General features: G+C 47.3%; 26 protein-coding genes. 13 read left to right on the top strand and 13 right to left on the bottom strand.

Features of this window, described 5'->3' with window-relative positions; all coding sequences use genetic code 11:
* The first annotated feature begins 110 nt into the window (after positions 1–110).
* Genes G5S52_RS15320 through G5S52_RS15310 form a run of 3 tightly spaced genes read left to right on the top strand, consistent with a single transcriptional unit; the run spans position 111 to position 1,938 of the window.
* Positions 111–545 carry an acyl-CoA thioesterase gene (locus G5S52_RS15320; protein WP_368737476.1) on the top strand — a complete coding sequence of 145 codons (435 nt, stop codon included), beginning with the start codon at positions 111–113 and terminating at the stop codon, positions 543–545.
* Positions 542–1,171 (top strand): ABC transporter ATP-binding protein, encoded by a 630-nt coding sequence (locus G5S52_RS15315; RefSeq protein WP_165015462.1) that lies wholly within the window; start codon positions 542–544, stop codon positions 1,169–1,171. Before G5S52_RS15320 ends, G5S52_RS15315 begins: the two co-directional genes overlap by 4 nt.
* Positions 1,168–1,938 (top strand): ABC transporter permease, encoded by a 771-nt coding sequence (locus G5S52_RS15310; RefSeq protein WP_165015459.1) that lies wholly within the window; start codon positions 1,168–1,170, stop codon positions 1,936–1,938. The genes G5S52_RS15315 and G5S52_RS15310 overlap by 4 nt, the downstream gene beginning before the upstream one ends.
* A gap of 76 nt (positions 1,939–2,014) precedes the next feature.
* On the opposite strand, the gene G5S52_RS15305 is transcribed toward G5S52_RS15310, so the two are convergent.
* From G5S52_RS15305 to G5S52_RS15295, 3 genes are all read right to left on the bottom strand, one after another.
* Complete coding sequence (locus G5S52_RS15305; RefSeq protein ID WP_165015456.1) at positions 2,015–3,163, bottom strand: Na/Pi symporter; 1,149 nt, start codon at positions 3,161–3,163, stop codon at positions 2,015–2,017.
* A gap of 559 nt (positions 3,164–3,722) precedes the next feature.
* Positions 3,723–5,432, bottom strand: coding sequence for a hypothetical protein (locus G5S52_RS15300; protein ID WP_165015453.1), 1,710 nt, complete (start codon positions 5,430–5,432; stop codon positions 3,723–3,725).
* Positions 5,433–5,605: 173 nt separating this feature from the next.
* The gene (locus tag G5S52_RS15295; protein ID WP_165015450.1) at positions 5,606–6,148 is read right to left on the bottom strand and encodes a glutathione peroxidase; all 543 of its coding nucleotides are present in this window, start codon (positions 6,146–6,148) and stop codon (positions 5,606–5,608) included.
* A 342-nt stretch (positions 6,149–6,490) separates the two neighbouring features.
* Here G5S52_RS15295 and G5S52_RS15290 point away from each other — a divergent pair, with 342 nt between their 5' ends.
* Together G5S52_RS15290 and G5S52_RS15285 are read left to right on the top strand one after the other, a co-directional pair.
* Entirely contained in the window at positions 6,491–7,258 is a 768-nt protein-coding gene (locus G5S52_RS15290) for an IclR family transcriptional regulator (protein ID WP_165015447.1), read from the top strand.
* A gap of 309 nt (positions 7,259–7,567) precedes the next feature.
* On the top strand, positions 7,568–8,593 hold the full coding sequence (locus G5S52_RS15285) for a Tle-like phospholipase domain-containing protein (protein WP_205743923.1): 1,026 nt from the start codon (positions 7,568–7,570) through the stop codon (positions 8,591–8,593).
* 112 nt (positions 8,594–8,705) lie between these two features.
* Here the strand turns inward: G5S52_RS15285 and G5S52_RS15280 are convergent, their stop codons facing one another.
* Genes G5S52_RS15280 through G5S52_RS15270 form a run of 3 tightly spaced genes read right to left on the bottom strand, consistent with a single transcriptional unit; the run spans position 8,706 to position 10,866 of the window.
* A complete protein-coding gene (locus tag G5S52_RS15280; RefSeq protein WP_165015444.1) occupies positions 8,706–9,437 on the bottom strand; it encodes an amino acid ABC transporter ATP-binding protein in 732 nt (243 codons plus the stop codon).
* The gene (locus G5S52_RS15275) at positions 9,434–10,108 is read right to left on the bottom strand and encodes an amino acid ABC transporter permease (RefSeq protein WP_165015441.1); all 675 of its coding nucleotides are present in this window, start codon (positions 10,106–10,108) and stop codon (positions 9,434–9,436) included. Before G5S52_RS15275 ends, G5S52_RS15280 begins: the two co-directional genes overlap by 4 nt.
* Complete coding sequence (locus G5S52_RS15270) at positions 10,108–10,866, bottom strand: amino acid ABC transporter substrate-binding protein (RefSeq protein WP_165015438.1); 759 nt, start codon at positions 10,864–10,866, stop codon at positions 10,108–10,110. The genes G5S52_RS15275 and G5S52_RS15270 overlap by 1 nt, the downstream gene beginning before the upstream one ends.
* 335 nt (positions 10,867–11,201) lie before the next feature.
* Here G5S52_RS15270 and G5S52_RS15265 point away from each other — a divergent pair, with 335 nt between their 5' ends.
* The 7 genes from G5S52_RS15265 to G5S52_RS15235 all read left to right on the top strand — a co-directional run bounded on the left by G5S52_RS15265 (position 11,202) and on the right by G5S52_RS15235 (position 19,781).
* Complete coding sequence (locus tag G5S52_RS15265) at positions 11,202–12,884, top strand: vWA domain-containing protein (RefSeq protein WP_165015435.1); 1,683 nt, start codon at positions 11,202–11,204, stop codon at positions 12,882–12,884.
* A gap of 22 nt (positions 12,885–12,906) precedes the next feature.
* Positions 12,907–13,452, top strand: a complete 546-nt coding sequence (locus G5S52_RS15260; protein ID WP_165015432.1) for a sigma-70 family RNA polymerase sigma factor — start codon at positions 12,907–12,909, stop codon at positions 13,450–13,452.
* Positions 13,449–14,006, top strand: coding sequence for a hypothetical protein (locus G5S52_RS15255; protein WP_165015429.1), 558 nt, complete (start codon positions 13,449–13,451; stop codon positions 14,004–14,006). Before G5S52_RS15260 ends, G5S52_RS15255 begins: the two co-directional genes overlap by 4 nt.
* Positions 14,007–14,889: 883 nt before the next feature.
* A complete protein-coding gene (locus G5S52_RS15250) occupies positions 14,890–16,578 on the top strand; it encodes an ABC transporter transmembrane domain-containing protein (RefSeq protein WP_368737475.1) in 1,689 nt (562 codons plus the stop codon).
* Positions 16,579–16,802: 224 nt separating this feature from the next.
* Positions 16,803–17,891 (top strand): efflux RND transporter periplasmic adaptor subunit, encoded by a 1,089-nt coding sequence (locus tag G5S52_RS15245; protein ID WP_165015426.1) that lies wholly within the window; start codon positions 16,803–16,805, stop codon positions 17,889–17,891.
* Positions 17,878–18,540: an ABC transporter ATP-binding protein gene (locus tag G5S52_RS15240; protein WP_165015423.1), complete on the top strand. Its 663-nt coding sequence runs from the start codon at positions 17,878–17,880 to the stop codon at positions 18,538–18,540. The genes G5S52_RS15245 and G5S52_RS15240 overlap by 14 nt, the downstream gene beginning before the upstream one ends.
* Positions 18,537–19,781: an ABC transporter permease gene (locus G5S52_RS15235; RefSeq protein WP_165015420.1), complete on the top strand. Its 1,245-nt coding sequence runs from the start codon at positions 18,537–18,539 to the stop codon at positions 19,779–19,781. Before G5S52_RS15240 ends, G5S52_RS15235 begins: the two co-directional genes overlap by 4 nt.
* On the opposite strand, the gene G5S52_RS15230 is transcribed toward G5S52_RS15235, so the two are convergent.
* The 6 genes from G5S52_RS15230 to G5S52_RS15205 form a co-directional block, all read right to left on the bottom strand.
* Positions 19,776–20,390: a CPBP family intramembrane glutamic endopeptidase gene (locus G5S52_RS15230; RefSeq protein ID WP_165015417.1), complete on the bottom strand. Its 615-nt coding sequence runs from the start codon at positions 20,388–20,390 to the stop codon at positions 19,776–19,778. The genes G5S52_RS15235 and G5S52_RS15230 overlap by 6 nt on opposite strands.
* 2 nt (positions 20,391–20,392) lie before the next feature.
* Positions 20,393–20,995, bottom strand: coding sequence for a GNAT family N-acetyltransferase (locus G5S52_RS15225; protein WP_165015414.1), 603 nt, complete (start codon positions 20,993–20,995; stop codon positions 20,393–20,395).
* Entirely contained in the window at positions 20,988–21,437 is a 450-nt protein-coding gene (locus tag G5S52_RS15220; protein WP_235956285.1) for a GNAT family N-acetyltransferase, read from the bottom strand. Before G5S52_RS15220 ends, G5S52_RS15225 begins: the two co-directional genes overlap by 8 nt.
* Positions 21,438–21,534: 97 nt before the next feature.
* Complete coding sequence (locus G5S52_RS15215; protein WP_046303701.1) at positions 21,535–22,041, bottom strand: 3-hydroxyacyl-ACP dehydratase FabZ family protein; 507 nt, start codon at positions 22,039–22,041, stop codon at positions 21,535–21,537.
* Positions 22,042–22,063: 22 nt separating this feature from the next.
* Complete coding sequence (locus G5S52_RS15210; RefSeq protein ID WP_165015411.1) at positions 22,064–23,314, bottom strand: beta-ketoacyl-[acyl-carrier-protein] synthase family protein; 1,251 nt, start codon at positions 23,312–23,314, stop codon at positions 22,064–22,066.
* Entirely contained in the window at positions 23,307–23,594 is a 288-nt protein-coding gene (locus tag G5S52_RS15205) for an acyl carrier protein (protein ID WP_235956284.1), read from the bottom strand. The genes G5S52_RS15210 and G5S52_RS15205 overlap by 8 nt, the downstream gene beginning before the upstream one ends.
* Positions 23,595–24,135: 541 nt before the next feature.
* On the opposite strand from G5S52_RS15205, the gene G5S52_RS15200 reads away from it, so the two are divergent.
* On the top strand, positions 24,136–26,139 hold the full coding sequence (locus G5S52_RS15200; RefSeq protein WP_165015408.1) for a PhoX family protein: 2,004 nt from the start codon (positions 24,136–24,138) through the stop codon (positions 26,137–26,139).
* Positions 26,140–26,203: 64 nt separating this feature from the next.
* Here G5S52_RS15200 and G5S52_RS15195 read toward each other — a convergent pair whose 3' ends face one another.
* Positions 26,204–26,632 (bottom strand): YybH family protein, encoded by a 429-nt coding sequence (locus tag G5S52_RS15195; RefSeq protein ID WP_165015403.1) that lies wholly within the window; start codon positions 26,630–26,632, stop codon positions 26,204–26,206.
* Positions 26,633–26,708: the final 76 nt, after the last annotated feature.

Below are 26,708 nucleotides of genomic sequence, written 5' to 3'. Positions count from 1 at the left end.
TACCTGCGCCTTGGTGTGCAATCAAAAGACCCTATGCTGTGTCATACAGTCGACCCAAGGCTGTAAATGCGATAGCGAAAAAGGGCAAAAACAAAAAGGAGGACCACAAGGTGGCCAACGTAGACTTAAAGGAATACCCGCTCTCACAAACACAAGCCATCGTCTGGAACGACATGGACGCCCTTCAACACATCAATAACACGGTTTATTTTCGCTACTTTGAAGATGTTCGCGTCGTCATGCTTGAAGCGCTCAAAGTGTTCGACTTTGTCAAAAGCCACAACATTGGCCCTGTCGTCGCTTCAACGCGGTGCGATTACCGCGCACCACTGGTTTACCCAGACACTATCACCACGGTTTCCTGGGTCGAAAACATTCAGGAAAAGCGCTACACCATGAAATATGAGATCCACAGCCATAACCAACAACGTTGTGTGGCAGAAGGAGAAGCGCTGATCGTGTATTGCGATTTCAACACCGGAAAAAGCTGCCCAATTCCCGCTGAAACGCTGGAAGGACTTCAAGCTTATGTGGGTGGTCAATGACCGCAAACTCCCTCACGCTTTCCGCCCTGCGCTCTGGTTTTGGAAGCCGGAGCGCGCCTTCATTAGAAGCTTCCCTCTCGCGCGGCCAGCATCTGGTCATTCACGGCCCTTCAGGCTGTGGCAAAAGCAGCCTGCTCAAAGTGATTTGTGGATTGTTGCCTGCTTCGGAAGGAAGTATTCAATGGGACTCAAAGAGCGTTACTCTGGAATCGCTGTCTTGGTGGCGCACTCAGGTTAATTACCTGCCACAGGATCCGGTCATGGGTGGTGACACCATCGAAGCGGTGTTGATGCTGCCTTGGTCAATGCAGGCGACCACACTCAGCAAGCCAGATCCCGCTAAATGCCAAGAAGTATTGAGATCACTCTCGCTCCAACATGCACTCAGCGCTGAAATTCCCTCACTCTCAGGTGGCGAAAAACAGCGCCTTGCCATCGCTCGCGCCCTTCTAATGGAACGCCCAATCTGGCTAATGGATGAACCCACGTCAGCGCTAGATGGCAATAGCCGCGATATCGTGATGTCGCTATTGAAGGCTAAAGACATTATTGCGGTCTCGGTCTCCCACGACCCAGTTTGGATTGCAGCAGCAGATGTCGAATTTAATATGGAAGTCGTATCATGAATGGCGCGCTCGACATCAGTCCCTGGGCATTAGCTGGCCTTTACTGTGTTTTCCTCATCCCACTGCTGCTTTTCCAGCGCTGGCAATTGGGGCTAAGTAAAAGCCTGATCACCTCCGTGGTAAGAATGACCCTGCAGCTCGCTCTGGTTGGCCTTTATCTTCAAACCCTGTTTAACTTCGCCAGCTTCTGGCTTAACACGGCTTGGTTGCTGGTGATGATACTGGTGGCAAGCTGGACTATCTGCAAACAGGCCGACACGCCATGGCGCAAAATGCTGCCAGCAGTCTTATGCGGACAATTGGTTTCCCTTGGCATTGTGCTGCCACTATTGATGGTCGGGGTAATTCAAACTTCTCCGTGGTGGCAGGCACAGTACCTAATCCCAGTGGCTGGTATGTTGCTCGGCAATATGCTGTCTGCCAATGTATTGGCGATTGAGCGTTTGCATTCCAGCATGAAACAGCGCCACGCGGAATATCAGTTTTATGTTGCCCTTGGCGCGAAAGAGCCGGGTAAGCCATTTCTGAAAGAAGCTTTTTCTGCCGCCCTGAGACCGCCGCTGGCTGCCATGAGCACTTTAGGTATTGTCAGCCTACCCGGAATGATGACAGGGCAAATTCTGGGTGGTACAGAGCCCTTGCTGGCGGTGAAATATCAACTGGTGATTATGGTGGCCATTTTCATCACAGTCACCTTGTCAGTCGCCACCACGCTCAAACTGAGTAGCCTGCGACTCACTGATAGCTATGGAAGGCTAAACCAATAGCCACATCGCAGAAAGCCAGAAAGCAAAAAACCCGACCAAAAAATGGTCGGGCTTTCGTTATTCAGTAAGCTGTCGATTATGACACTGACAGTACCAAGCCTGGCAGCACAACAAACACAGCAGTCAGGTAGGCTACTACAGCCAATTTTGTTTTCGCCGCGTAGTCGGCCAGCAGTTCTGCTGCTTTCAGCGGCAGTTCGCGCAGGAACGGAATACCGAAGATAACCAGAATACCCAGAACATTGAATGCCAAGTGAACCAGTGCGATCTGAAGAGCAAATACTGCATTACCACCTGTTACAGCGGTTGCAGCTAACAGTGCTGTGATACAAGTACCGATGTTTGCACCCAAAGTGAATGGGTAAACCTGACGCACGCTCAGTACGTTGGTACCTACCAGTGGAACTACAAGGCTTGTCGTTGTTGAAGAAGACTGAACCAGAATAGTCACCAGCGTACCCGATGCAATGCTATGAATCGGGCCACGGCCGATTGCACCGTTCAGTACTTCGCGCGCCTTACCTACCATCAGTTTTTTCATCAGCTTGCCCATCACAGTGATAGAAACAACAACCAGAAGAATACCGAACAGAACCAGCGCTACACCGCCGAACGAACCAGGGAAGATTTCGAAGACTGACTTAGCACCACTCACAACCGGCTTAGTCAAAGGCTTGATGAAATTCAGGCCTTTCAGGCTTAGGTTGTCAGCTTGCATCAGTGGGGATACCAGCCAAGCGGAGATTTTCGCCAGGAAGCCAGTCATCATTTCCAGAGGAAGGAAAATGGCAACCGCAAACAGGTTGAAGAAGTCGTGTACGGTGGCACAAGCAAATGCGCGACGGAACTCGTCTTTACAGCGAGCGTGGCCCAAACTTACCAGGGTGTTTGTTACCGTGGTACCGATGTTTGCGCCCATTACCATTGGGATTGCCATTGCAACTGGCAGACCACCAGCGACAAGACCAACGATAATCGCGGTGACTGTACTTGAAGATTGAATGAGAGCGGTACCAACGATACCAATCATCAAACCTGCAACAGGGTTAGAGGCAAACTCGAAAAGCTCTTTTGCCTGCTCACCTACAGCCCATTTGAAACCACTGCCGATCATAGATACGGAAACCAGCAGAAGATACAACATACCAATGAGTGTTGCCCATTGCATTGCACGTTTTGGATTCGCGGACTGAGGTCCTTGTAGCGCATCAGACTGGATGCTCATAACTCACTTCCTGATAGTAATGTTTTCAGTTCGAAGTGGATGCTATGAATTAAATATTACAGAAATATGAATCCAAGATTGCGACGACACTTTTTTTACTCTTTTTGCGCTCAAAATATGACCAAACAGAAAATTCCCGAATGGCTAGCAGAAAAATCTTTCATGACAAGCCATAAAGATGTTTCGAACTGTTACTATTTCTCTCCACAATGTGACCGCAAAACAACGCCTATAAAGTCAGGCTAACTACCTTAATTTTCATCAATGGGAACTTATTTTACGAAGAACTTGGTAGGCAGAATTTTCCCCCGCACTATTTTTGGCTGATTTGGGATTCTACTAAGGTCGTCAGTTTGGGCGATGTCGGTGTTACCGAACTTAGAAACGTAGCGACTGTATCTCGGCGGCGCTGGCTAGGGTCTGTTGACCTTTGGTGATGACTTTTGCAGCAGTTTGTATGGAGTGTGGCCACCTCACACAATATAACGTCGAAACTTATGCAAGGATCTGAGCCAGCTTAACGAGGTCGTGGCTGGCTCCTTGATATCACTAAAAGTGTTTACTCACCCGGGTAGATGATAAACGTAATGCAGCTGTTATCTACGTAGCTCCAGCTATAGTCATTTTGAGCGCAGAAGGTGACAGGTTGTACCTGGCCAGAAGAAAGGTCGTGTGTATAAGTCTCACCTAATTGATAAGTCGACTCAGCAACCAAACTAGCGGCAGCGACAAAGAAACTTCGGTTGAATGGATTGTCCGATTTAAAGACAGTGGGGGACGCGTCAAAGCTGACTTGTTTTGCGTCAGCGACATCTAGGTTCACTCTCTTACTTGTCTCTCCATTATATTCTTCACCATTCACTCTTACGATAGCTGTAGGAGCGTCTGTTCTGACTCCTCTTGCGTAGATGTATTGCGACACATTGAAGCCTTTTGACGAGTTCCCGAAATAGTCATCTTGATACGCGCCATTACTTGCTCTTACCTCAAGTTTAAAGTTCCTTGTATTGGCAGGAAGGTCAAAATCCAAATGCTTTTCACTGGTGAGAAGATTCAGTACGCGATGCTCTGCAAAAGTTCTGTCCGTTAGCGACCATTCATAAGTGATAGGATCGGGTGCCGTGTAATTCACTTCATTCTCAATCTGAACACTTCGAGTAACAGTGGTAGATACGGTCTCTTCAGATTGGCTAGTGAGATTTTCGAGTGTGGGGCTCGATATAATGTCATCGTCAGTCAGAGACGAAACAACTTTCCAAGTGTCAGACTCACAGTCGTTTAAGTCATAACACCACATAAAGTGCAAGTCGCCATACTGCGGATACTTAAAGCGCAGTACCGACGTTCCTTCTTTAAGACCAGCATAAATCAGGAAGCTATCCAACGGGCTTTTTAACAAATCCCAATACCCGTCTTCTCTGTAGGCAGCAGCATCAAGCTCAACGCACTGATCAGGGCCAACGGTTACCGCAACCGCAGGATTCGCTGGCGAGACTGACAAACTATTACCATCATGACAGGTTGGCAGTGTCGCCGTTCCATTCACTTCGATATTCAAATACCGCTTTACAACTTCTCCACCACCCTCAAGTCGGACAAACACTTTTTGGGTTTCTGCCCCGTCGGTGTCCATCAAATAATCGTAATGATTCAAAGGGCGATAGGTGAGTGTGTTTCTTGCCTGATTGACGATTAGCTGTCCGCGGCTTGGCTGTTCAACCTCAATAAACTTAAGGTCCAAATCACTAAACGCATCCACACCAACTGTTTTGTCGGTTTCTTTGTCCGTTGTCAGCGTGATCGCTTCTGGGCTGTGGTTGGTGATGGCTACATTGATGCACTTTTCAAAACCTTCCAAGGTCTCACTGTCGTAGCTCGACTTATCAGCACAGCCCGTCAGCAAAAATTCACCTGGGCTGTTTTGCATGAACGTATAGGAATCGCCTTGGGATTCTGACAAAACCGCCATGCTGCCATTGCTGACCTCTTTCAACGTCCAATCGTGCTCGGGTAACCCCTCTCCTTCAACCGTTGCAGTAAACGTTGAAGACTCGCCTGCAAAAAGATGGACCGTTCCCTTATTGTCCAGCGGCATTGGAATAAAAGTGCGTTGATCGTACGCCAAAGAGTATGATTCAAGCGAACCACTGCTGGGCTTTGACTCTTCAGGAGAAGTCGACCCGCCATTACTCGTAATACCTGAATCACTACTTCCACCGCCACAGCCCAATAGAGCCAACGCTATTAGTATGCAAGTCATTGTGCGCATAGAACTTCCTTGTCAGTTTGTTCAAATTGTTCTTTGCACACACTATGAACTTACATTCACAAGCTCAATGCTAGTAATCGATTACATAATCAATAATTTGTATTTCCTTTTAACTTCTGGCGAGTCGCTCAAACTTTGTTGCAAATAAAAATAGTTTTCATTTGAGAGTAATTTTATTTCTGGACGATACTATCCAAAGTCATTGTTATCTTTGGGGATATAGGGCTGACCGAACTCGGGAACGTGGCAACCACTTCACCCTTTGCGTTGATCAGGTACTTGTAGAAATTCCATCTCGGTTCGACCCCTGCCTGCTTACTGATTTCTGCAAACACCGGGTTAGCATCACTCCCTTTTACAGGACTTCTCGCCATCATTGGAAACGTCACGCCATAATCGAGGTAGCAGATTTTTGCTGAACGCTCCTCGTTACCTCTGTCTTGGTTAAAGTCATTGGACGGAAAACCAATCACACTGAAGCCTTCCTCTTTGTATTTTTGATAAAGCGCTTCTAATTGCTCAAACTGCGGCGTATATCCACATTGGCTAGCAGTATTCACCACCAGCAAGGTTTTGCCTTTGAAGGTCTCGCAAAGGTCGACTATCTCGTTAGAGTTAAGCTTTCGCTGCGAGCCATTGAGAATATCTGGACAACTTTGTGCTGATGCTGGGGCGCTGAGAACCAGGGTGATAACGGCTGGGATGAGCATTTTCATTAGCAAACCTTTTTGAGTAGTTGTCGACATTGAGCATTACCCAATCCAGAGAAAAAAGATCAGCTCACTGCACTGTCGATTGACCGTAAACCGTTTTCATTTCACCCCAGCATCGACTACCCGTAAGTCTCAGACGTATCAGTGAAGTCCTCTCTCGATACTCGCCTTAAAGAGCCGTAAAAAAGAGTGTGTCATTTTCAATGCCAGTGGTGAATTAGTGTGAAAACAGGATACTTAAGGGACTCACTTGTGTGAGCAAGCTTATACAGGTTCGCCCCGACAATACGGTTTGCTGCCTGACGCGGATATACTTTCTCCATATCGATAGAATCAGGTGCAGGGATGACGACAGAAAGACGCGAAAAAGCCTCATCAATAACCCGTGTATTGGAAATTATCCAAGCAATCTCCTGCTCAGAGCGGCCTCCGAGTCCGGCCGAACTGTCTATCATGCTCGATATTCCTAAACCCAGCATTCACAGATTGCTGCAACAGCTTGAACGGGAAGGCTTTGTACAAACCAACATGCGTGGAAACCTTGTACCAGCCAACCGTATGCATGACATAGCGCTCGGTGTATTACACACCACACACTTTAAAGCTATTCGACAAGCCATTTTGCAAAAGCTCGCCAATGAGGTAGGTGAAACCTGTGGTATCTCTCTGCCAAATGGCATCGATATGATCTATTTCGATCGCGTGCAAACTAACTGGCCACTGCAGATTAATTTGCAGACTGGAAGCCACACGCCAATTTGGTGCACTGCCAGTGGAAAGCTCTATCTCAGCACCTTGTCGAAACGTCGCCGCCAAAGACTTGTCAATAATATGAACCTGGAACGGCATGCGAAAAACACCATCACAGATCCCATTGATTTGGAGCGTGCACTCACGGAGATCGAAAAGCAGGATCTTGGCATCGACAATGAAGAGTTTATCGATGGTATGGCAGCTATCGCAGTGCCTATTCGTAATGAAGATGGACAACTGCATGCATGCTTGTTTACCCATGCTCCGGTATTTAGAAGTTCATTAGATGACTTACTGAAGTTCGAGCCGCAACTTCGACGTGCAGCAAGGGACCTTGAAGCCCTCATGAAAGAAGGTTAAGACACTTAAAATCCCGATTTTTACCTGCCCGCCCTACAGCTATTCTGCTACATCACCTATGATGTCGGCAGTCTTGTTTTGTGGGTAAACTCATCATATTCAAAACCATCTCAATATAAATATTCGTAACAATTTCAGATGCTTAAAATCATTTTTGGATAATACCCCCACTAGAATTAAGCAGTCTTATCATTGCTACAGTTTTATGCTGGCAGGATATCTCAGACGCCCTACGATGAATATCGATACATAAAGTATCGTTTTGACACAAGGCAGTATCGTCAATCATCAATAAAGGGATAATTTCTCATGAAGAAGATCACTGTATGCTCATTAGCCATTCTGATGGGCTTCTCCGTTCACTCAGCTTCAGCAACAACTCAGGAAGAGCTGGGCAATATTGGCGCTTATGTTGATTCAATCCTGAATCCGAACATGACCAACACAGCAAACACCACAGGCACGACGTATAAAACCCACCAGCCTCCTTCCATTAATCAAGCTGGTAACGCGCTACATTATCTTGCCTTTGCAGAATATGTTTACAAAAGTTGGGGCGCACCAAGCGGATGGACACTGACGGAAACTATTCACGATAGCAGTACGGGTTTTCATGCCGCCGTTTATACCAGTGGCAGCAACGCAGTGATTGCATTCCGTGGCAGTGAACTGGGGACTTCTGATTGGGTAAACAATGGCATTATGGCCGCAGGAGAAGTGCCACCGCAGTACCGTTTAGCCATTTCAGAGTCAGCGCGACTGGCTAGCCAATACAGCGGCTACAACATTCACTACACTGGTCACAGCCTTGGTGGTGGTCTTGCTACGGTTGCCGCCATTCGCACAGGCAAATCAGCTACCGTCTTCGACGCATCAGGCATAGGTAACGCCGTATTAAGTGAGATTCAACAATCCATGGCTAACGCAGGTGTTAGCGCCGCATCGTGGTCAACCAATGCCGGGCGAATCACCAACTATAACCTGGAAGGCGAATTCGTATCTGATGGCGATTACCAACAGGATGCCGACGTGATTGGCGTGGATTCAAAACAGTATGGCAATATTTTCTACCTCTCCGCCGCACGTTTCACACCTCTGTTTTTCCTCGATACTGGCCTTTCCCGCCACTTCACTACGCCACTGAGAGAAGAACTGCAATTTCTTTCCCAACCGGTTTTTCGTGTTAATGCCAATGACTGGAACAGCATCGACAACGATATTAATGGCTTTACCGCCCTGTTCTATATCGATTGGACTGACGACACGTTGGACTTGATGGCGTGGCAGGCTGAATACGCCATTAACTCTTTCCCAAGTTTCCTTGAAGATCTTTAACAGCAACGTTGGCTAGGGGCTGTTGACCCGCGGCAAGAAAAAGCCCCTTAATCGGCCAGATTAAGGGGCTTTAATTTAAGGGAACATCAACCAGGGGGAACAGTTGAATTCTTTACGCCGCACGAGCCACGAAGGCTTTGGTGCGTTCGTTTTGAGGGTTACCAAAAATCTGGGATGGCGGCCCCTGCTCGACAATCACACCACCTTCCATGAAGATCACCTTGTCGGCAATCTCACGGGCAAACTGCATTTCGTGGGTCACCACAATCATGGTTTGCTTTTGCTTGGCGAGTGCTTTCATGACCGCCAACACTTCTTCTACCCATTCAGGGTCGAGCGCAGACGTGGGTTCATCAAACAGGATCACTTCGCCTTTACACGCCATAGCGCGGGCGATGCCGACACGTTGCTGCTGACCACCGGAAAGTTGCGCAGGGTATTTCTCTAAATGCGCTTCCATCCCGACGCTGACCAACAATTTACGTGCAGTTTCCAGCGCTTTATCTTTTGGCTCTTTCCATACGGTGATCAGCGATTCCGCCACGTTTTCCAGTGCGGTTTTGTTGGCGAACAACGCATAGCTCTGGAACACAAAACTGCTTTGTTTACGAAGCTGGTGAATCTCGTTTTTCGAGACCTTGCCAGCGTTAACACGCACATCACCAATCTGGATTTCACCACCACTTGGTACTTCCAGATAGTTCAGACAACGAAGCAGTGTTGACTTTCCCGTGCCAGATGGACCGATGATCACCACAATCTCACCTTGTTTGACGTCGAGATCGATTTGCTTCAGCACCTCGACATCACCAAAGCGTTTGCTCAAATTTTTTACTTCAATCATCGTGCATACGCCTTGTTCAATCGGACTTCCATCACCGTTTGAATACGGGTGAAGAAAATCACCACCAGCCAGTAAATCAAAGCCACCGCCATGAAGGCTTCAAAAAACTTGAAGCTCGAAGAGGCTTCCATTTGTGCCTTCGCCATGATTTCCGCCACACCCAGCGTAAACGCCAGTGACGTACTTTTGATCATGTCGATGAAGTAGTTCATCAATGAAGGTGTTGCGACGCGTGCTGCCTGCGGCAGGATAATGCGTTTCATTGCCTGGAGTTCAGTCATGCCGACACTCAGGCTGGCTTCCATCTGGTTCTTATCTATCCCCAGAATCGCCCCGCGAATACTCTCGGCCATGTAGGCGGAGAAATGGAGCGACAAGCCAATCACAGCGGCAGTGAAAGCATCCATCCCTACAAATATCGGGAAGACCTGAGGAAGTCCGTAATACAGTAAAAAGAGCTGAACCAGTAGCGGTGTGCCGCGGAAGAACGAAATGTACACGGCGACGACAGAGTCGAGCACTTTGACTTTGAACACCCTTACCAGTGCCAGCAGCACCGACAGCACCAGAGCAATCACAAAGCCAATCAGTGACATTTCCAGAGTTATTCCCAGATACTTCACCAGTATCGGGAACAACTCCAGCATGTAGTTAAAGTCGAAGCTCTGCATTATTGCGTGATGTCAGAGTCAAACCACTTCTCTGAAATCTCGCTGAGGGTGCCATCAGCTTTCATTTCAGTCAGTGCCTGATCCACTTTAGCTTTGATAGCCAGCTTCTCAGGAGTGTTCAGGAATGGCATTGCATTCTGGATAGTTTCGAACGGTTCCCCCGCCAGTTGCAGTGGCAAACCGGACTTTTTGATCAGCTGTGCAGAAGAAACGCGGTCCATCACGAATGCATCGGTACGACCCAGTGCCACATCTTGTTCGAAACCAGAATCGTAAGTGATGATGTTGATCTCGTTGGCTTTGTCGTAGTTGCGCAGCAGTTGCTCGAAGTTACTGCCAAGGTTAACCGCGACTTTCTTGCCTTTTAGATCCTCGATACCTTCGATGTCTTCGCGGCCTTTACGTATAACCACCTGAGCACCGTCTACCACATACGGAACAGAGAAAGCGTATTTCGCTTTACGTGCGTCAGTCATGGTGATTTGGTTACTGATGGTGTCGATGTGACCCGCTTCCAGCATGCCGAAAAGGCCAGAGAAGTTTGCAGTTACGAACTCAACGTCGTAGTCCGCACGCTCGCCAATTTCATTCCACACATCGATCTCAAAGCCTTGCAGCTTGTCCATTTTCACAAAGGTGAATGGGAAGTAGCGGCCAGACATACCCACTTTAATTTCTTCTTGGGCAAGCGAAGCGGTCGAAGTGAAGCTCGCTGCAAGTGCGACAGTAGCAAGCAAAACGTTTTTCATAGAAGGCATGGTTACAACTCCAATTGTTATTCTGTTTATTCCCCAAACGGCCTTTGGGCTTCAACACCTTACTCCCGATACGCTTAATGTTCGTAAGGTGTTTCGATTTATGGAGCCAAATGTAACTCATACATTTTTTTGTGATAAATAACGAAATGTTCTATGTAATAATCTGCAAATGAGAGCATTTATAGATACATTCGCCGCATTGATTACTTTTTGTGCAAACAATGCTCTGAGCTATCCTCGCTCCGTCGAATTTTAAAAAGCCGTAAAAAATTTCACCCCCTCTGCCTCACTCGCCCGTTTATACCGACAAACCAGCAAGAAAAAGGAATCGGTATATGAAATTCAATCAAGTCACTATAGCTATTGTCACAGCACTGACCGTGATTGTCGGCTGTTCAGAATCCATGAACGACCCAACCCAAACTACGCCTCAACAAGAATCGTCAAGGATTCAGGAAGAACAGGAAGAATTGGTGGAACTGGAAGTTATGGATGCAACAAATACCCTACCCGCTGCGCCAACCACAAAAATGGCGCATAGCCGCGTTGCGGCGAACCATCAATTCATGGTGATGCCCATGCCCGGCATTGACCCTTATATACAAACCGAAAACCGCGACAATTACCTCGATACACCGAGCAATGCCACAAAATTAGTGACAGCGTCACCTTTATCGACATTTTCTATTGATGTCGACACCGGCAGTTACGCCAATGTGCGTAGTTATCTGAAGATGGGAAACAAGCCACCTGCAGATGCCATTCGCGAAGAAGCCTTCATCAACTACTTTGATTACGCCTACCCGACGCCCGCAACCAAAGCCCGACCTTTTTCTGTCAGCACAGAACTTGCGCCAGCGCCATGGAATGTCGAACGTAAAATAATGCGCATTGCGCTCAAAGGTTACGACATTCCGGCCAACGAGCGTAAAGCATCGAATCTGGTGTTTCTGGTAGATGTGTCAGGCTCCATGAATGAACCCAATAAGCTGCCATTGTTGGTACAAAGCCTCTCTCTGCTCGCTAAAAACCTTGGTGAGAAAGATAAGGTCAGTCTGGTGACCTATGCCGGAAACTCCTCCGTCGTGCTCGAACCCACCAGCGGTGACAATCAACAAGCGATCGTCGATGCCCTTAAAAGCCTGCAGGCAGGCGGCGTCACCTATGGTGAAAGCGGGATCAAACTGGCTTACCGCCAAGCGAAGAAAGGCTTTATCAAAGATGGCGTAAACCGCGTGGTTCTGGCGACAGACGGTGATTTCAACGTCGGTGTAACCAGTTTAGATGCGTTAAAAGATTTGGTGGAAGACGAGCGTCAGAAAGGCATTTCACTCACCACACTAGGCTTTGGACGTGGTAACTACAACGATGCCATGATGGAGCAACTCGCCAACATCGGCGACGGCAACCATGCTTATATCGATACCTTGCACGAAGCGCAAAAGGTACTGTTGCGACAGATGAGCGGCACACTGCAAAGCATCGCGGAAGATGTGAAAATTCAGGTCGAATTCAATCCTGACACGGTTAAGGAATACCGCCTGATTGGTTACCAAAACCGTAAGCTGCGTGATGAAGATTTCAACAATGATAAAGTCGACGCTGGTGAAATCGGTGCAGGACACACAGTCACCGCCTTATATGAACTGACACTGGTTGGTGACCAAGGACGCATTGACGATCTGCGCTATCAGCAGCAAAAGACAGACGCCGCCTCACACAGTGACGAACTCGCCCAGGTCAAAGTCCGATATAAGCTGCCCGGCAAAGACAAAAGCCAGCTCACCACTCAGGTGATTACCGGCAGCAAAGGCAAGCCAACATTCACTCAGGCCAGTGCGGGTTTCCAGTTTGCCATTGCGGTTGCCGCCTTTGCGCAGAAGCTCAAAGACAATCACTATGTGGATGGTTTAGCCTACAGTCAAATAGCTGATATCGCGCGTGAAAACCGGGGCAAAGACCCATTCAACTACCGCGGCGAATTTATCACACTGGTGGAGATTGCGCAGAACCTTTAGGGGCATTCGTTAACAGGCATCCATGGATAAACAAACCGACGAAACATTGATGGTGAACTTCAGCAAAGGTGACCAGCGCGCCTTTGCTGAGCTCTATCAGCGCCATAAAAATCCTTTGTATCGCTATTTCATGCGTCAATTAGGCGCAGCACAACATGCCCGAGCCGAAGAGTTATATCAGGATGTCTGGTACCGCGTGATTGATAAGCGGGAAAGCTATGCGCCGACCGCCAAGTTCACCACCTGGCTGTATCACATTGCCCATAATCTGGTGATTGATGAACACCGAAAAATGATGTCATCCAGCACTTATGCTCAATCACTGGACGACAATCAGAGCGAAGTGCCTGATTGGGACGGCGATAAGCAAACTGCCATCAAAGCCTGTATGGCACTGCTCGCCCCTTTACAGAGGGAAGCGTTTCTACTTCGCCATGAAGCAGGCTTTGAGCCAGCACAAATTTGCGAGATCGTCGGCGCGAAAGCAGAGGCTGTGAAAACCCGGCTTCGCTATGCCATGGATCAACTTCGCCAGTGCCTGACCAAAAAACTCGGAGAAAGACAATGACAGCGCCAATCAAAGACGAAGACATCGTCGCGCTGTACAAGGAAAGCGCGACAGAGACACCAGGCAAAGACCTGGACGATCGCATCCTTGCTTACGCCAACAGCCAGCATAAAAAACGCATACCTTGGTGGACCTACGCAGGTCTCGTGGCAACAGTCTCTTTTGTCGCCTTGCTTGCGCCTTGGCAGTGGGTGGATCAGACCCTTGAAGCTCCTCAGGACATTGAGTTTATGAGCACACCAGAAACCATGAGCGAGGAAGCCTTGTCCGACAGCGCAATAGAAGCGGTCCCGTCTATGGAAATATTGCCACCAAAACCTGAGGAGCAGCGTCTATTCCGCAATTCACCTGCGGCAGCGAAATCCCTGACGCAAATGGAGATGGAACGGGAAGATGCAACAAATACTGAGTTTGCTGAAGTCGAAAAGCTGCTGAATGCAGGCAAAGAGCAAAAAGCACTAGAACTGCTGAAGCAGATGCTGACTGAAGATCCAACTCTGCTAGAGAAGCTACCGCAAAGACTGAGAATTTTGGTAGAAACAGAAGGAAAATAAAGTGAGATCTGGTTTATCACCAGATCTTGTCTTTGAAGGGAGATCTTTTTCACTTTTGGACAAAAGCTTTCCCTTATACTTATAAGGGTAAGTTAGATGGAGATTTCGGACAATTTTGGCTTAGATGGGTTTGACTGACATTGAGTACGCTAATTTCTACAGAGACTGCGACCAAACAGAGCAACAAAATCGATCCAAATATCACGTCTACAACCTCCATACACCGCCAAACCTGACCATTAGATTAAGTGCAATTAAAATCAATGCTTTAGCACCCCATATCGGCTGACAACATCCTTGCGGTCATCAATGCTCAATTTTAAAACATCACCCGTATTTAATTCACTGGATTAGAAATTAATTAGACATGGAATTTAATTAAACTAGTTCTTAATTGGTAATTAATTAAAAATTAATTAACAGGTATAAAGTTTACAGCTTTAATTTAAACATTATAGATATCGTCATGAGTTGACTTTCAAAAACGCCTCTACAACAATGGAGTTGCATTTGTTTAATAGACAAACTAAATGCATATATTGATTCCGTTAATCATTAATTTAATTAGCAAAAGGGAAAAATGATGAAGAAAGTCAGTTTCGTTGCAAAAAAAGGCCCTGTTTTAGCCACTAAGAGCAAGCCTCACAAGCCAGGTCCTAACCCAGGCCCTTGCTGTACGCCTTAATATTTTAGAGTAGACTCCTAATCTCTGAAATTTAAACAATATAATTTAAGAAAATCCTTTTAAAAGGCATTGTCATTCTTAAATTTAGGGGATGTTAATTCATCCCCATTTTGTACTAAAGTTGTGAGATTCGTGGTTTCTAACATGTCTTTTTGATTTTATAATTGAAATATACTTTCATTACATAACGATAAGATTGTGACAAGAATTTCTTATTTATATCAACTTATCTATAAAACGAGAAAACTTCATTCTTTTTCATTTTTGCTGTTGGCTGTGTTGTTAACCGCATCTCAAGCGCCGCTTCCCTACCTGTCTGGCCATCTCATCGACCAAGTTCTTCCCAGCTCAGACTCAAATTTGCTACTCAAAACTGTATTACTGCTCGCTGCGCTTTACTGCAGCTACCTGATTCTAAGCTATGTTAATGCTTGGTTTCGTCTGAGAGTACGGAAAGAGATCATGATTGAGTTCAATCAGGATGTGATAAAGAGCATTCTGGGTATGAATTACAATCAAAGACTTAGAATCAATAATGGCGATCTCTTGTCTCGGGTAACAAGGGATATCGAGCAATTCGAAGATATTATGCCTTACGGGCTATCAAGTGCGGTTCATCATATCGTCTTGTCTTTAGTGCTTTTAATCATCATTTTCATTATGAACTGGAAATTGAGTTTAATATTACTCGTTCTATTGCCTATAGCCGTTATCGTCTACATGAGGTTTGATGGCGCGCTATGGTCATCTTCTAAAGATGAAACTGATGCCTCAGTAAGAAAAATTACAGTCATACAAGAAACCATTGAAGCTGATGCTGAAATAAAACTATATGACTCTTCAAATTTCTTCTTAAAGTACTGCCGAAAAGCGGTTGAAAACCTAGAACATAAACGTTTAATCCGTCAGTTATACGATACCAAAGTGAGCATGATTATTATGGGAATACCCATGCTGGCGATGGTGATCATTTGGTACCTTGGCGGTGCGATGGTTATTGAAGAGCAACTCACCATTGGCTTAATCATCACCTATACCGCCACATTAAACTTGATGGTGCCTTCACTGATTAGAATTATTGAGTTTGCTTCAAGCATCCCCAATGAATTGACTGCTTTAATGCGTGTAAAGGAATTGTGCGATTTAGCTCAGGCGCAATCTGAACCAGTTTCGGAGCGCAACACTGAGCCATCTCCTCTCATTGAAGCCATGGAATTAGAGGGAATGAGTTTTTCCTACCAACGCGACTACCCTTTGTTCTCTCATCTCGACTTAGCATTCGATAGAGGCAGGGCACATTTGATCAATGGTGGTAACGGTGCAGGTAAATCGACGCTGCTTACCATTTTGAGTGGAGAGCTGAAACCCCAGTCAGGGCATATCAAGCTGGACACGGCGCTTTTAGACACCTTATCAAACCGCTCTCAGTGGATTTCGATGGTTCCGCAGCGAATCCATATTATTTCTGATTCCATTCGCAACAATGTCTCTTTTGGTATGGATATTGAGGATGAAAAGATTCATAGCGCCTTGTCTCTTGTGGGTCTGGATAACTGGGTACAACGACTCGAGCAAGGTATCGATCATGTCATCAAAGACACACATTCAGAACTATCTGGCGGTCAAATTCAAAAATTAGGCCTGGCTCGGGCGTTATTGCGTGATACGCCAGTTTTGTTAATGGATGAACCTACCAATAACCTAGATAGTAAAGCAGTAAAGTTACTCATAGATATTATTCGAACACAAAAACAGTCCAAGATTGTCGTGATTGTTAGCCATGATGACCGCTTATTTGATGCGGTTGATCGGGTCGTTTACCTTGAAAATGACAGTTCAAACGATTCAACTCGAGTGACAGAAACATCGACTAGACAAGGTAAGTAGGACGAAAGTGTGGTTTTTCTACGAAATCTCAATCTTTGGTAGTCATCAACGCACTCAGGATGTTTAAGTGAGGCTAGGCGGCAGCTGAAAAATCAAAGGGACGCCCCTTCTAACAACCGACTCAAAAGCCGAACAATGTAAACGAGATAACGTCTTCATGTTGTTTGGGTACATAGGGAATTGAAAACCTCTGTTATGAAGTTAAAACAGTATGGACACAATCAATGAGACGCTATTTCAAAAGCATATTCGCCGCCGTCATTCTGGCTGCCATTGCTGCTGGCTACTTTTTCTATGAAGAGCCGCCTCTTAGTGTTTCTGGTGTTGAGGTGCAACGTAATGACATGGCCTACATCATTCGCGTTACAGGTGAGGTGATCAATGACCGAACCGTTTCCCTGACCGCCTTGGTTAATGGCCGTATAGAGGAAGTTTATGTTGCCCGTGGCGATCGGGTGAAAAAGGACGACACCTTGGCTTCCATGGATAACCGCGCATCAATTGCCAGACTCAAACGCGCTCAAGCCGTCGTTCAGCAAGAAACTGTTCGCTTGAAAGAGCAGAAACAACGTTACAACAGACTGTCCGAACTCTCCGATAGAAAGCTCGTCGCTGTCGAAGCCCTCGACCAAGCTCAATATGAACTCGAAACGGCGAAAGCCTCGGTTGCTATTGCTCAAGCCGACGCTCAAATGAGCGCAATTGAACAAGATTGGCAGAGACTGGACGCTCCCTTCGATGCCGTTGTCACGGATAAGTGGACCGAGTCCGGGCAATGGGTTGAGGCCGGCACACAGCTTTTCCAACTCGTTGCTGTCGAGGGTTGGGAAATAGAAGCCAATTTAGATGCTGTGGACACTGGAAGAATTCATCTTGGCCAGGTCGTCAACGTAAGTTCTGATGCTTTTCCTGACCTAGTTTGGCAAACCCAAATCCATTGGATAGGCCCCGCGATTGAACGCTCAACAGAGCGCTATTTGAATACCTTTCCCGTTCGCATGGCACTGGGAGCAGATGCGCCACAATTGCTCTTGGGGCAACAACTGGATATCGAAATTGTTATCGAAGAACGTGGCAATGCGCTCAGCCTGCCCTACAGCGCCTTACGCGAGCGCGAGCCGGGGCTTTTTGAGGTTGCGCTGATTGAACAAGGTGCGATTCGCTTACAACCTGTTGAATCAGGGTTAGAAACCGACACACATGTCGAAATACTCAGCGGGGTTCAAGAAGGACAGACAGTGGCGCTGTTTGATAGCGGATATCTAGAGAATGGGCGTTCAGCAAGGTTTATCACTAACGATGATCAAAATTGAATCCTTGCATAAATCCTATTTTCGGGGAGACACCCCGCTACCCATCATCAGGGGTGTTGACCTGACTATCGATCAGGGTGAATTCGTCGCGATCATGGGTGCCTCAGGTTCGGGGAAAAGTACCCTTCTCAACATCATTGGCTGTTTAGACAAAGCAGATAAAGGCACCTACCACTTAGACGGCATAGGTGTTCATCAAACTGACGATGATGGACTTTCAAAACTCCGCTCATCTTTAATGGGGTTTATATTTCAGTCGTTTAACCTGCTCTCGCGCCGTGACGCATTAGCGAATGTCATGCTTCCATTGGTGTATCAAGGCACTCCGTCTTCTCAGCGCCAGGCGCTTGCTATTGCCGCTCTTGAACGCGTCGGCCTCGCAGATCGTGCCACTCACTTACCTAATCAACTCTCAGGTGGTCAGCAACAGCGGGTTGCCATCGCTCGGGCACTGGTCAACAAACCCAAACTACTGATTGCAGATGAACCCACCGGCGCTTTAGACAGTAAAACAGGTCAGCAGGTGATGGACTTGTTCAAGGAGTTGCATGCTGAGGGTCATACCATTGTGATGGTCACACACGATGCGCATTTAGCGCAGGCGGCTGACAGAGTTGTGCATATGCGAGATGGCAGGATAGTGGTATGAAGGAATTACGAATTCTGCCTGATTTGTTCAGAGAAGCCCGGCTTGCCATGCTGGCGAACTGGGGCAGATCCATGCTGAGTATGATTGGTATTGCCGTCGGTATCGCCGCAGTCATGACGGTAGATACTGTCAGTACTGGCGGTAAAGCTTTCGTCATGCAGGAGTTAGAAACCTTTGGTCTCAAGTCTGTTTGGGTATATCGCGCAAATAGCAGCAAAGATCCCCACAAGCGGATGCGGACAGGCACAGGCATCACCAATAACGATTTAATCGCACTTCAGGGAGATTGTTGCCCATCCGTCAACCTGATCAGCCCCATCGTTAAACCCAGAGGCTCACCTCCCATCGTCCAAGCCGGCAATCGCTACAGCAATGCTGAAGTGGTTGGCGTCAATGCCGCCTTTTTAACCATCAACAACGATCAATTGCGGATTGGCAGAGGCCTAAGAGACACAGAAATCAGAAATCGCAGACCTGTCGCTATTATCGGCGAAACCGTCGCCTCAGATTTGTTCCCTGGCATATCGAACCCTTTAGGTCACCCGTTTCGAATATCGGGTCGTGAATATCAGGTTGTTGGCGTGCTCCGTTCTAAAAGTCGGGATTTACTGGCCAGCATCGGCTCTGCGGGAGGCGATGTGAATAACCGCATCTTAGTCAGTTACCCACTGGTACAGGCACTTAACGGCAATAATGACGTGAGCTACATTCAAGCTGAAGCCACAACGGTAGAGGCCGCAGAAGCAGCCGCTGCACAGATAAAAGGCGTGCTTTCCCGTCGTTATCAAGGCGTTTTTGAATATCAAAGCAGCACACTCGCTTCCTACATTAGAACCACAGACAACATTCTTGGCGGCGTGACCATTATCGGCATTATTGCCGCTTCTAGTGCGTTGATCGTTGGTGCCATTGGCGTTGGTGGGATCATGAGCACGGCGGTTGCTGAACGGACGCGGGAAATCGGAATTCGTGCCGCGATTGGCGCCCACCGCAGCCACATCATGATTCAGTTTATTGTGGAATCCGTGCTCATTTGCCTGATTGGCGGTTTGGCGGGTTTAGCCGTGGGCATGCTGATCGGCGTGATCTTGGACTTCTTTACCGGCTTTCCGTTATTCCCCGGCATCTTGGGCATCAGCATTGCCCTTTTTGTATCTATTTTGGTTGGATTAGTTGCGGGATACTTGCCCGCCCGAAGAGCAGCCCAAATGAAACCCGTGGACGCGCTTAGGGACTCATGAACTGACCTTAAGGCTGTCCTGATATTCCTCATAGAATGATGCGGAAAGGATAAAGATATTTCTAGTGAGATGAACAATCCAGACGAACAACAGGGAATCAGTCACCACATACGCAACGCCAAGGAGTATTACGAAAAGAAAGAACTCTAATGAGTGCCACCCTAGCGGTCTGTTTTCCTCATGAACAGCCCAAAACAATAAGGCTGACAGGAAAATAGCGGCCCACGCCGGTAAAGCCAACATCAGCGTACTGATTAAAAATACCCGCCATATCAGCTCTTCGTAACCTGTTATCCCCAATTGAAATATCAGATAGTTTCTGTTTTCTTTTAGGCACTTGATCCCGCGGATGCTATCAGCCATAAACTTTTTGGGTTGTGGCGAACTCAGTGGCATTCCCGCGATAAGTAAGACGCAGCCAACAACAATGCCACCCAAGACCGAAGCGCTGATTTGAACAAAGGATGCCAGTTGCCAATCCAGATAGAAATACAAGGTATAAGCGATGACGGGCAGCATGAGCAGAATGCCAACGCGATCCCCAATGAATCGCGGGTAAAGAAAAGACAAACAGACAACGGCGATGAGCAGCAATACAAGCAAGGCCACGTTTAGAAGAGCCCTTGCCTAAAGTGACGGCGCAATACGCCCTCTTTGTGCTCTTGCAAAAATGCCCGGAAATCCTCTGAAAACATGGCGTAAAGATGGTAGTCGTTCCATCCATCCCCCACAGGGACATAGTTTTTCAGCACACCTTCTTTGATACCACCAAATTCTGCCAGACGAATGGAATCCTCATTCCCTGAAAGAACATAACCATAGACCTTATGTAAATTCATGACATTAAAGGCCATTTGCAAACTCAGCAGTGCTATCTCTGGCCCAAAGACACTGGTACGGTATTCCGCTTCTCCCACGAGGTAACGAAGATCTGCAGTGCGGCTTTTCCAATCGATGTTATTGAACCAGACCATCCCGATTGGCTTGCCACTTTTGACTGAACACACCAAGCCTAAAAGGTTGTCTCCACCATAAACCGCAGCATTTTGTTCAAGCCAACTCATCACTTGGTCCTGAGCACCATCTACAAACGTCGAGCTGTCAAAAACCGTTGAATTCAGATAGGGGTCTTCCAGCCAGCGAGCAATGGTATCAATATCTTCGAGATTGGGACGACGCAAAGCACAATAAATTCCACGAACACTGTCAAACACGTTGATCCTCACTTCCCAGCATTAATAAATCGTAATAAGCGCCTTCAACAAACAACTGATCTCTCAAACGGGCTTCTTCAGTAAAACCTAATCGTTTCAGGCAATCTATCTCTTGCTGTTCATGAGGGAGTAACTGGACATAATACTTACCGATGCTGTAGTTCCGGGCCAACCAGTTCATGACGAACTTGATATTTTCGTCAGCAGAGTCACACAGCAAATGAACATCTATATAGGCAATGCCCTCGAACACAGCTCTTATTCTGAGAAACCCGACTTTGGTGGTTCCACTCAATACCACGAAATCTCCATCACCCAACGCCGCATCAAGTTCGGATTGTGAGCAGCCAAGAGGGTAAGCCAGGTTTTTATATGTTGAACATTTGAATCCTGATGATGCTAAATCAAGATAATCATCCACCGTTGCCAATCTAAATGACACTGAAATCTCCACTCTTTTTTATAAGGAAAACACGCTCACTATTCGGCGAGGTCTATACCCAAACGACCTGAATATGCAGGATTCAGGTCGTTCAGGCCTATGAGGCATGTTGAGAAATATGCTCAATGAGATTTTTTCGCTTGATAAACGACAGATCGAACGTGGCAGCCAACACTTCCCGCCCATTCACATAGGAATTACCCGTTAGCCTAGCGCCCAATCGGTTGATGGCCTTTATACTGACGCGCGCTTCTAAGGTGTCTCCCGGCAGAGCAGGAGACTTAAATCGCATTTGGCTGACAGTGCTGGCAACCACATCGGTTTCTTCTTCAAATTCACTCCGGTAGTGAATCAATACAATGCCGGCCTGTGCTAATGCTTCACCCATCAAAACGCCAGGCATCATGCTGACATGTTTGAAGTGTGCATCAATCAGATCTGAAGATTCAGGGATATGGTATTGCGCCACGGCCTCAGACTCAGTCAAATAACTTACTGAATCAACGAATAAAAAGGCATCACCATAGGGCAAGATTGAACGGACAGCCGCTTTACTCAATCCACCCTGTGGCCCCCTCAATCCATCAATAATATTTCGATTCATAGACGCCATTCACAGACAAAGGTCATTCCACTTTTTGCAGAATGGTCGCCGCATTCGTGCCACCAAAACCGAAATTTAAAGACAGAACTCTCTTCAAATCAGCTTGTGTGGTTTCACGTACGATGGGAGCATCCTCAAACAGAGGGTCAATATTTTCGATATTGATGGATGGCGCAATGAAGCCATCTTTTAGCATGGCGATGCATGCAATCAGCTCGATAGCACCCACCGCCCCTATGGCGTGTCCAGTCATGGATTTCGTTGACGAGAACCTTGGAACATTGCCGCCAAATGCACGGCGTAATCCATTGACCTCCGCCACATCACCCGCGACGGTGCCTGTCCCATGCGTATTGATTGCATCGATATCGGCAGAGTCAATACACGCGTCTTCTAACGCGCTGGCAATACAGTCAACAAATGTACCGCCATCAGCTTGAGGCAGAACCAAATCATAAGGATCTGAGTTAGCGGCATAACCTGCGATTTCTGCATAAATTGGCGCATTACGCGCCAACGCAGAATCAAGTGACTCTAAGACAAGCACTCCTGCCCCGCCGCTAATCACAAAGCCATCTCTGTCGCGATCGTAGGGGCGTGATGCCGTTTCGGGGGTGTCATTAAAGCCGGTGGACAGCGCCATTCTCAACGCTTGAAAGGAAGCGACGATCAGGTCGCTCACTTCCTCACAACCACCTGTGATGGCTCTGTCTATCACTCCATCACGTATCAGTTCATACGCATGTCCGATATTGTGCGTACCTGTCGCACACGCCGACGAAATAGAATAGCTTCGCCCATTAATACCAAAGAGTTTGGTGAGAAGTGCACTCGGGGTGCTGCTCATGGATTTGAGCACGGTATAAGGTTCAGTTCTTCGAACCTGACCATCGAAATACCTTACGCCTTCTCGGTGTATCACACCGACATCCGCCACACCGCTGCCGACAAGACAGGCCGTTCGCGGGTCAGAGAGCGCTTCAGAACTTAAGCCGGAAGCCGAAATCGCGTCATTGGCGGCAACACTGCAATAGAGTGTTGAGGTCGGCATCGCCCGGCGGAGTTTGAGCGGAATGTTCGTGGACTGTATTTTGGCTTCATCTAAATCAATTAAACCGGCAACACGGCTCGTTAATCCATATTCAGACCAAGATTCGACAGCGCGAAGACCACTGCGACCAAGCTTTAGCGATTCAGTAAAAGTGTCAAAGTCGTTGCCGATGGATGAAACAACGCCAACCCCTGTTACGACAACACGTCTACGATTATCCATTTTTTTCGCTTAGCTTGGATTCAATGATTTCTAAAAGATCACTCACAGTGTCAAGCTTGATTAAGTCTTCGTCATCGATGGATATCCCCAAAGAGTCTTCCAAATCAAGAGTGAGTGAAACTGCTTGCATTGAGTCCATACCAAGATCATCACGCAATGACATCGATGGGACAATATCTTTCGCTGAAATAGCACTTTCTGACTCAGACTCTAATCGACTCATGATTTCCGATATTATCGAATCTGTTAAATATTGTTTGTTCTCGAGGATAGAATTCATATTAATTACACCAACCACATGAATTAATTATAAGGTTCGTATATCCGAACAACGACAAGACGAAATAATTCAATCAATTGTTTTTATTGCCATCGATGTGGAGAATTATCTAGTTGCCGTTAGCTTATCTTTCACGGCAGCCTGCTTCAAACCCTTTCAACATTTCTTCTGTCAAAATATCATCACATCTCAAATACAAAACATAAAATACAATTTAAATACCATTCCCATTCGAATGAGACCAATGGATAACCTTGAATTTTTATAGCCCTTTCAAACAACTCACACTATTCTAATTAAAACTCATTAAATACAACCTACATGTTAATTTGGGAATTCGTGATACTCTCCCATAAATTATTCAGTGAAAAATCAAACTTCATTTTCAGCCATTTTTAAAAATACTACCTTTGCTGTATATATACCCAAACCGAATAGTATTCATTTTTCCTCCACCGAATGTTCATCTTTGTTCATCAAAAGTGTCAATTTCTGCTCCCAGACTGGCTGCGCCACAAACATAACCAATAGGAATTGAGCAATGAGTAAGGAAACGTTTGACCCTACGCTACGCAACCATAGCGGCAACAAACCGTTTGATGAGGTTCTGGAAGCAAACCTGTCACGACGCAGTGTATTGAAAGGCGGCGTGGGTGTTGGCGCACTCACTGCGATGAGCTCACTCGGCCTTTCCGGTTGTTTCTACCCAAACGTATCGAATGCTAAGCTGAATTTTGAGTCGATTCCTGGCTCACTGACTGACGCGGTGACTGTGCCTCCTGGCTATAACGCTCAGGTGCTTGTTCCTTGGGGAACACCGCTCAACGCACAAGGCAACACATGGCAGGATGACGGCACCAACACTGCAGAAGACCAGATGAACGCCATTGGTATGCACCATGACGGCATGCATTTCTTCCCGTTAAACAATAGCGACGAAGAAGGCCTGCTGTGTATAAACCATGAGTACATTGATTTGCGTGCCCTGCATCCGAATGGCCCAACCGTCGACAATGGTCTTCGTACTATCGTTGATGAAGTTCGCAAAGAAATTAACGCGCATGGCGTGAGCGTGGTGCGTATCCGCCTGGAAGCTAACAAGTGGGTCATGGTCGATAACGACCCACTGAACCGTCGCTATACCGGTGCAACGGAAATGGACGTTTCCGGCCCGCTGGCATACACCCCGCTCTTGGTGACTAAACACTCGCCAAACGGTAACACTGCACGCGGTACGCTGAACAATTGTGGTAATGGCTATACGCCTTGGGGCACTTACCTGACCTGTGAGGAAAACTGGCCGGGTTACTTTGTGAATACGGGCACTCAGACGGAGGACCAGGATCGCCTCGGTGTCTCTGACGACAACACCCGCTATCTTTGGGAAACACTGGCTGGTAACGCGGAAGAATTAGACGATGAATTCACCCGCTTTAATGTGACACCTTCCGGTGCATCTGCGTCTGACGATTACCGCAATGAAGCCAACGGCCACGGCTATATTGTTGAAATCGACCCTTACACAGCTGACTCCCGCGCCCGCAAACGTACCGCGCTTGGCCGTTTCCGCCATGAAGGTTGTGTATTCGGCAACGTGAAGCACGGCAAACCTGTCGTATTCTATGCAGGCCATGACTCGCGCTTTGAATACATCTACAAGTTTGAATCTGCAGCGCGATGGAACAAACGTGATGCGCACCGTGCTGATCGCCTGTCAGTCGGTGATAAATATATGGACGAAGGTACGCTGTATGTTGCCCGTTTCAACGACGATGGTACAGGCACCTGGCTACCGTTGACGCTCAACAGTGCAACGACTGACGGCGGCACTTTGTCGGATCATTTCGATTCGCTGGAAGCGATAATCCTCAATACACCAGGAGCCGCTGACAAAGTGGGCGCAACCCCGATGGATCGCCCTGAGTGGTGTGCCGTTGACCCCTTCTCTGGCTCGGCTTACATGACGTTGACCAACAATACCCGCCGCACTGAAGGCAATTCAGCGAACCCACGTGTAAACAACAAATTCGGCCATATTATCCGTTGGGATGAAGGTCGCCGTTCTACTGAGTTCAGCTGGGATATCTTTGTCTTTGGTGCACCGGCAGATGGCGATGCGGACACTAACCGCTCAGGCTTGACTGAATTCAACCAATTCGCAAGCCCCGATGGCTTGGCATTTGATAAGCGCGGCATCATGTGGATTCAAACTGATAATGGCACAGATGAAGTAGAAGAGTACACCAATGACCAGATGCTGGCAGTGGTGCCTTCGCCGTTGATGGATGACGAATTTAACCAACTCCCCATCAGCGAAGAAAACCAAGGTGAGCTGCGCCGTTTCTTCGTTGGGCCAAACGGCTGTGAGGTCACCGGTTTCGCGATTAGCCCTGACTACCGTTCTGTGTTCGTGAACATTCAACACCCTGGTAACTGGCCATATTCGGATGATGCGACGGAAGAAACCCCTAGCGATGTGGATTTGCGCCCACGCGCCGCAACCGTAGTGATTCGCCGCAACGACGGTGGTCCAATCGGTACTTAATGAGCCATTGGCTTAAAGAAAAAGGGACGCATCAGCGTCCCTTTATATATCGAATTGATGCTTGTTAGTCACGCTTTTCAACGGTGAAATCATCAAGCTCCAGACGCCAAACGCCATCAGCTTCTTTCACCCACTTCTCCAGCGTGATATGGCCTTCGCCGATATTCATTTTCCAGCGGGATTCCATCACCACAGTTTTGTCATCCAGCTCTGTAAATTTTGGTTCTATGTAAACCAAATCTGTCGCACCATCACTGATCAATTGCTTCCAGAATGCCGTTGCCGCCGGGCGGCCATGATACACACCAAACGGGTGGGAAATCATGGTCGATTCCATGGTGTAAGCATCACCCAGATATTTGTAGTCACCTTTATTGAATGCAGCGATCCACTGTTTCGATGCTTCTTGCGCCTCTTCAATCGGACCCGCATAAGCTGCACCTGCGAATACCATTTGAGTCGCGATTGCCACTGCCATTAATTGCTTTTTCATCCTTCACTCCACATCGCTTTATTTGGGTTGAGCAAAGAGTACCTACGCATTATTGTTAGATATATATCGCACAATA

The sequence above is a fragment of the Grimontia sedimenti genome, assembly GCF_011045095.1.
In the GTDB taxonomy this organism is placed as follows: Bacteria; Pseudomonadota; Gammaproteobacteria; order Enterobacterales; family Vibrionaceae; genus Enterovibrio; species Enterovibrio sedimenti.
The sequence above is the reverse complement of the archived record's forward strand: the minus strand, read 5'-3'. Positions and strand labels throughout refer to the sequence as shown.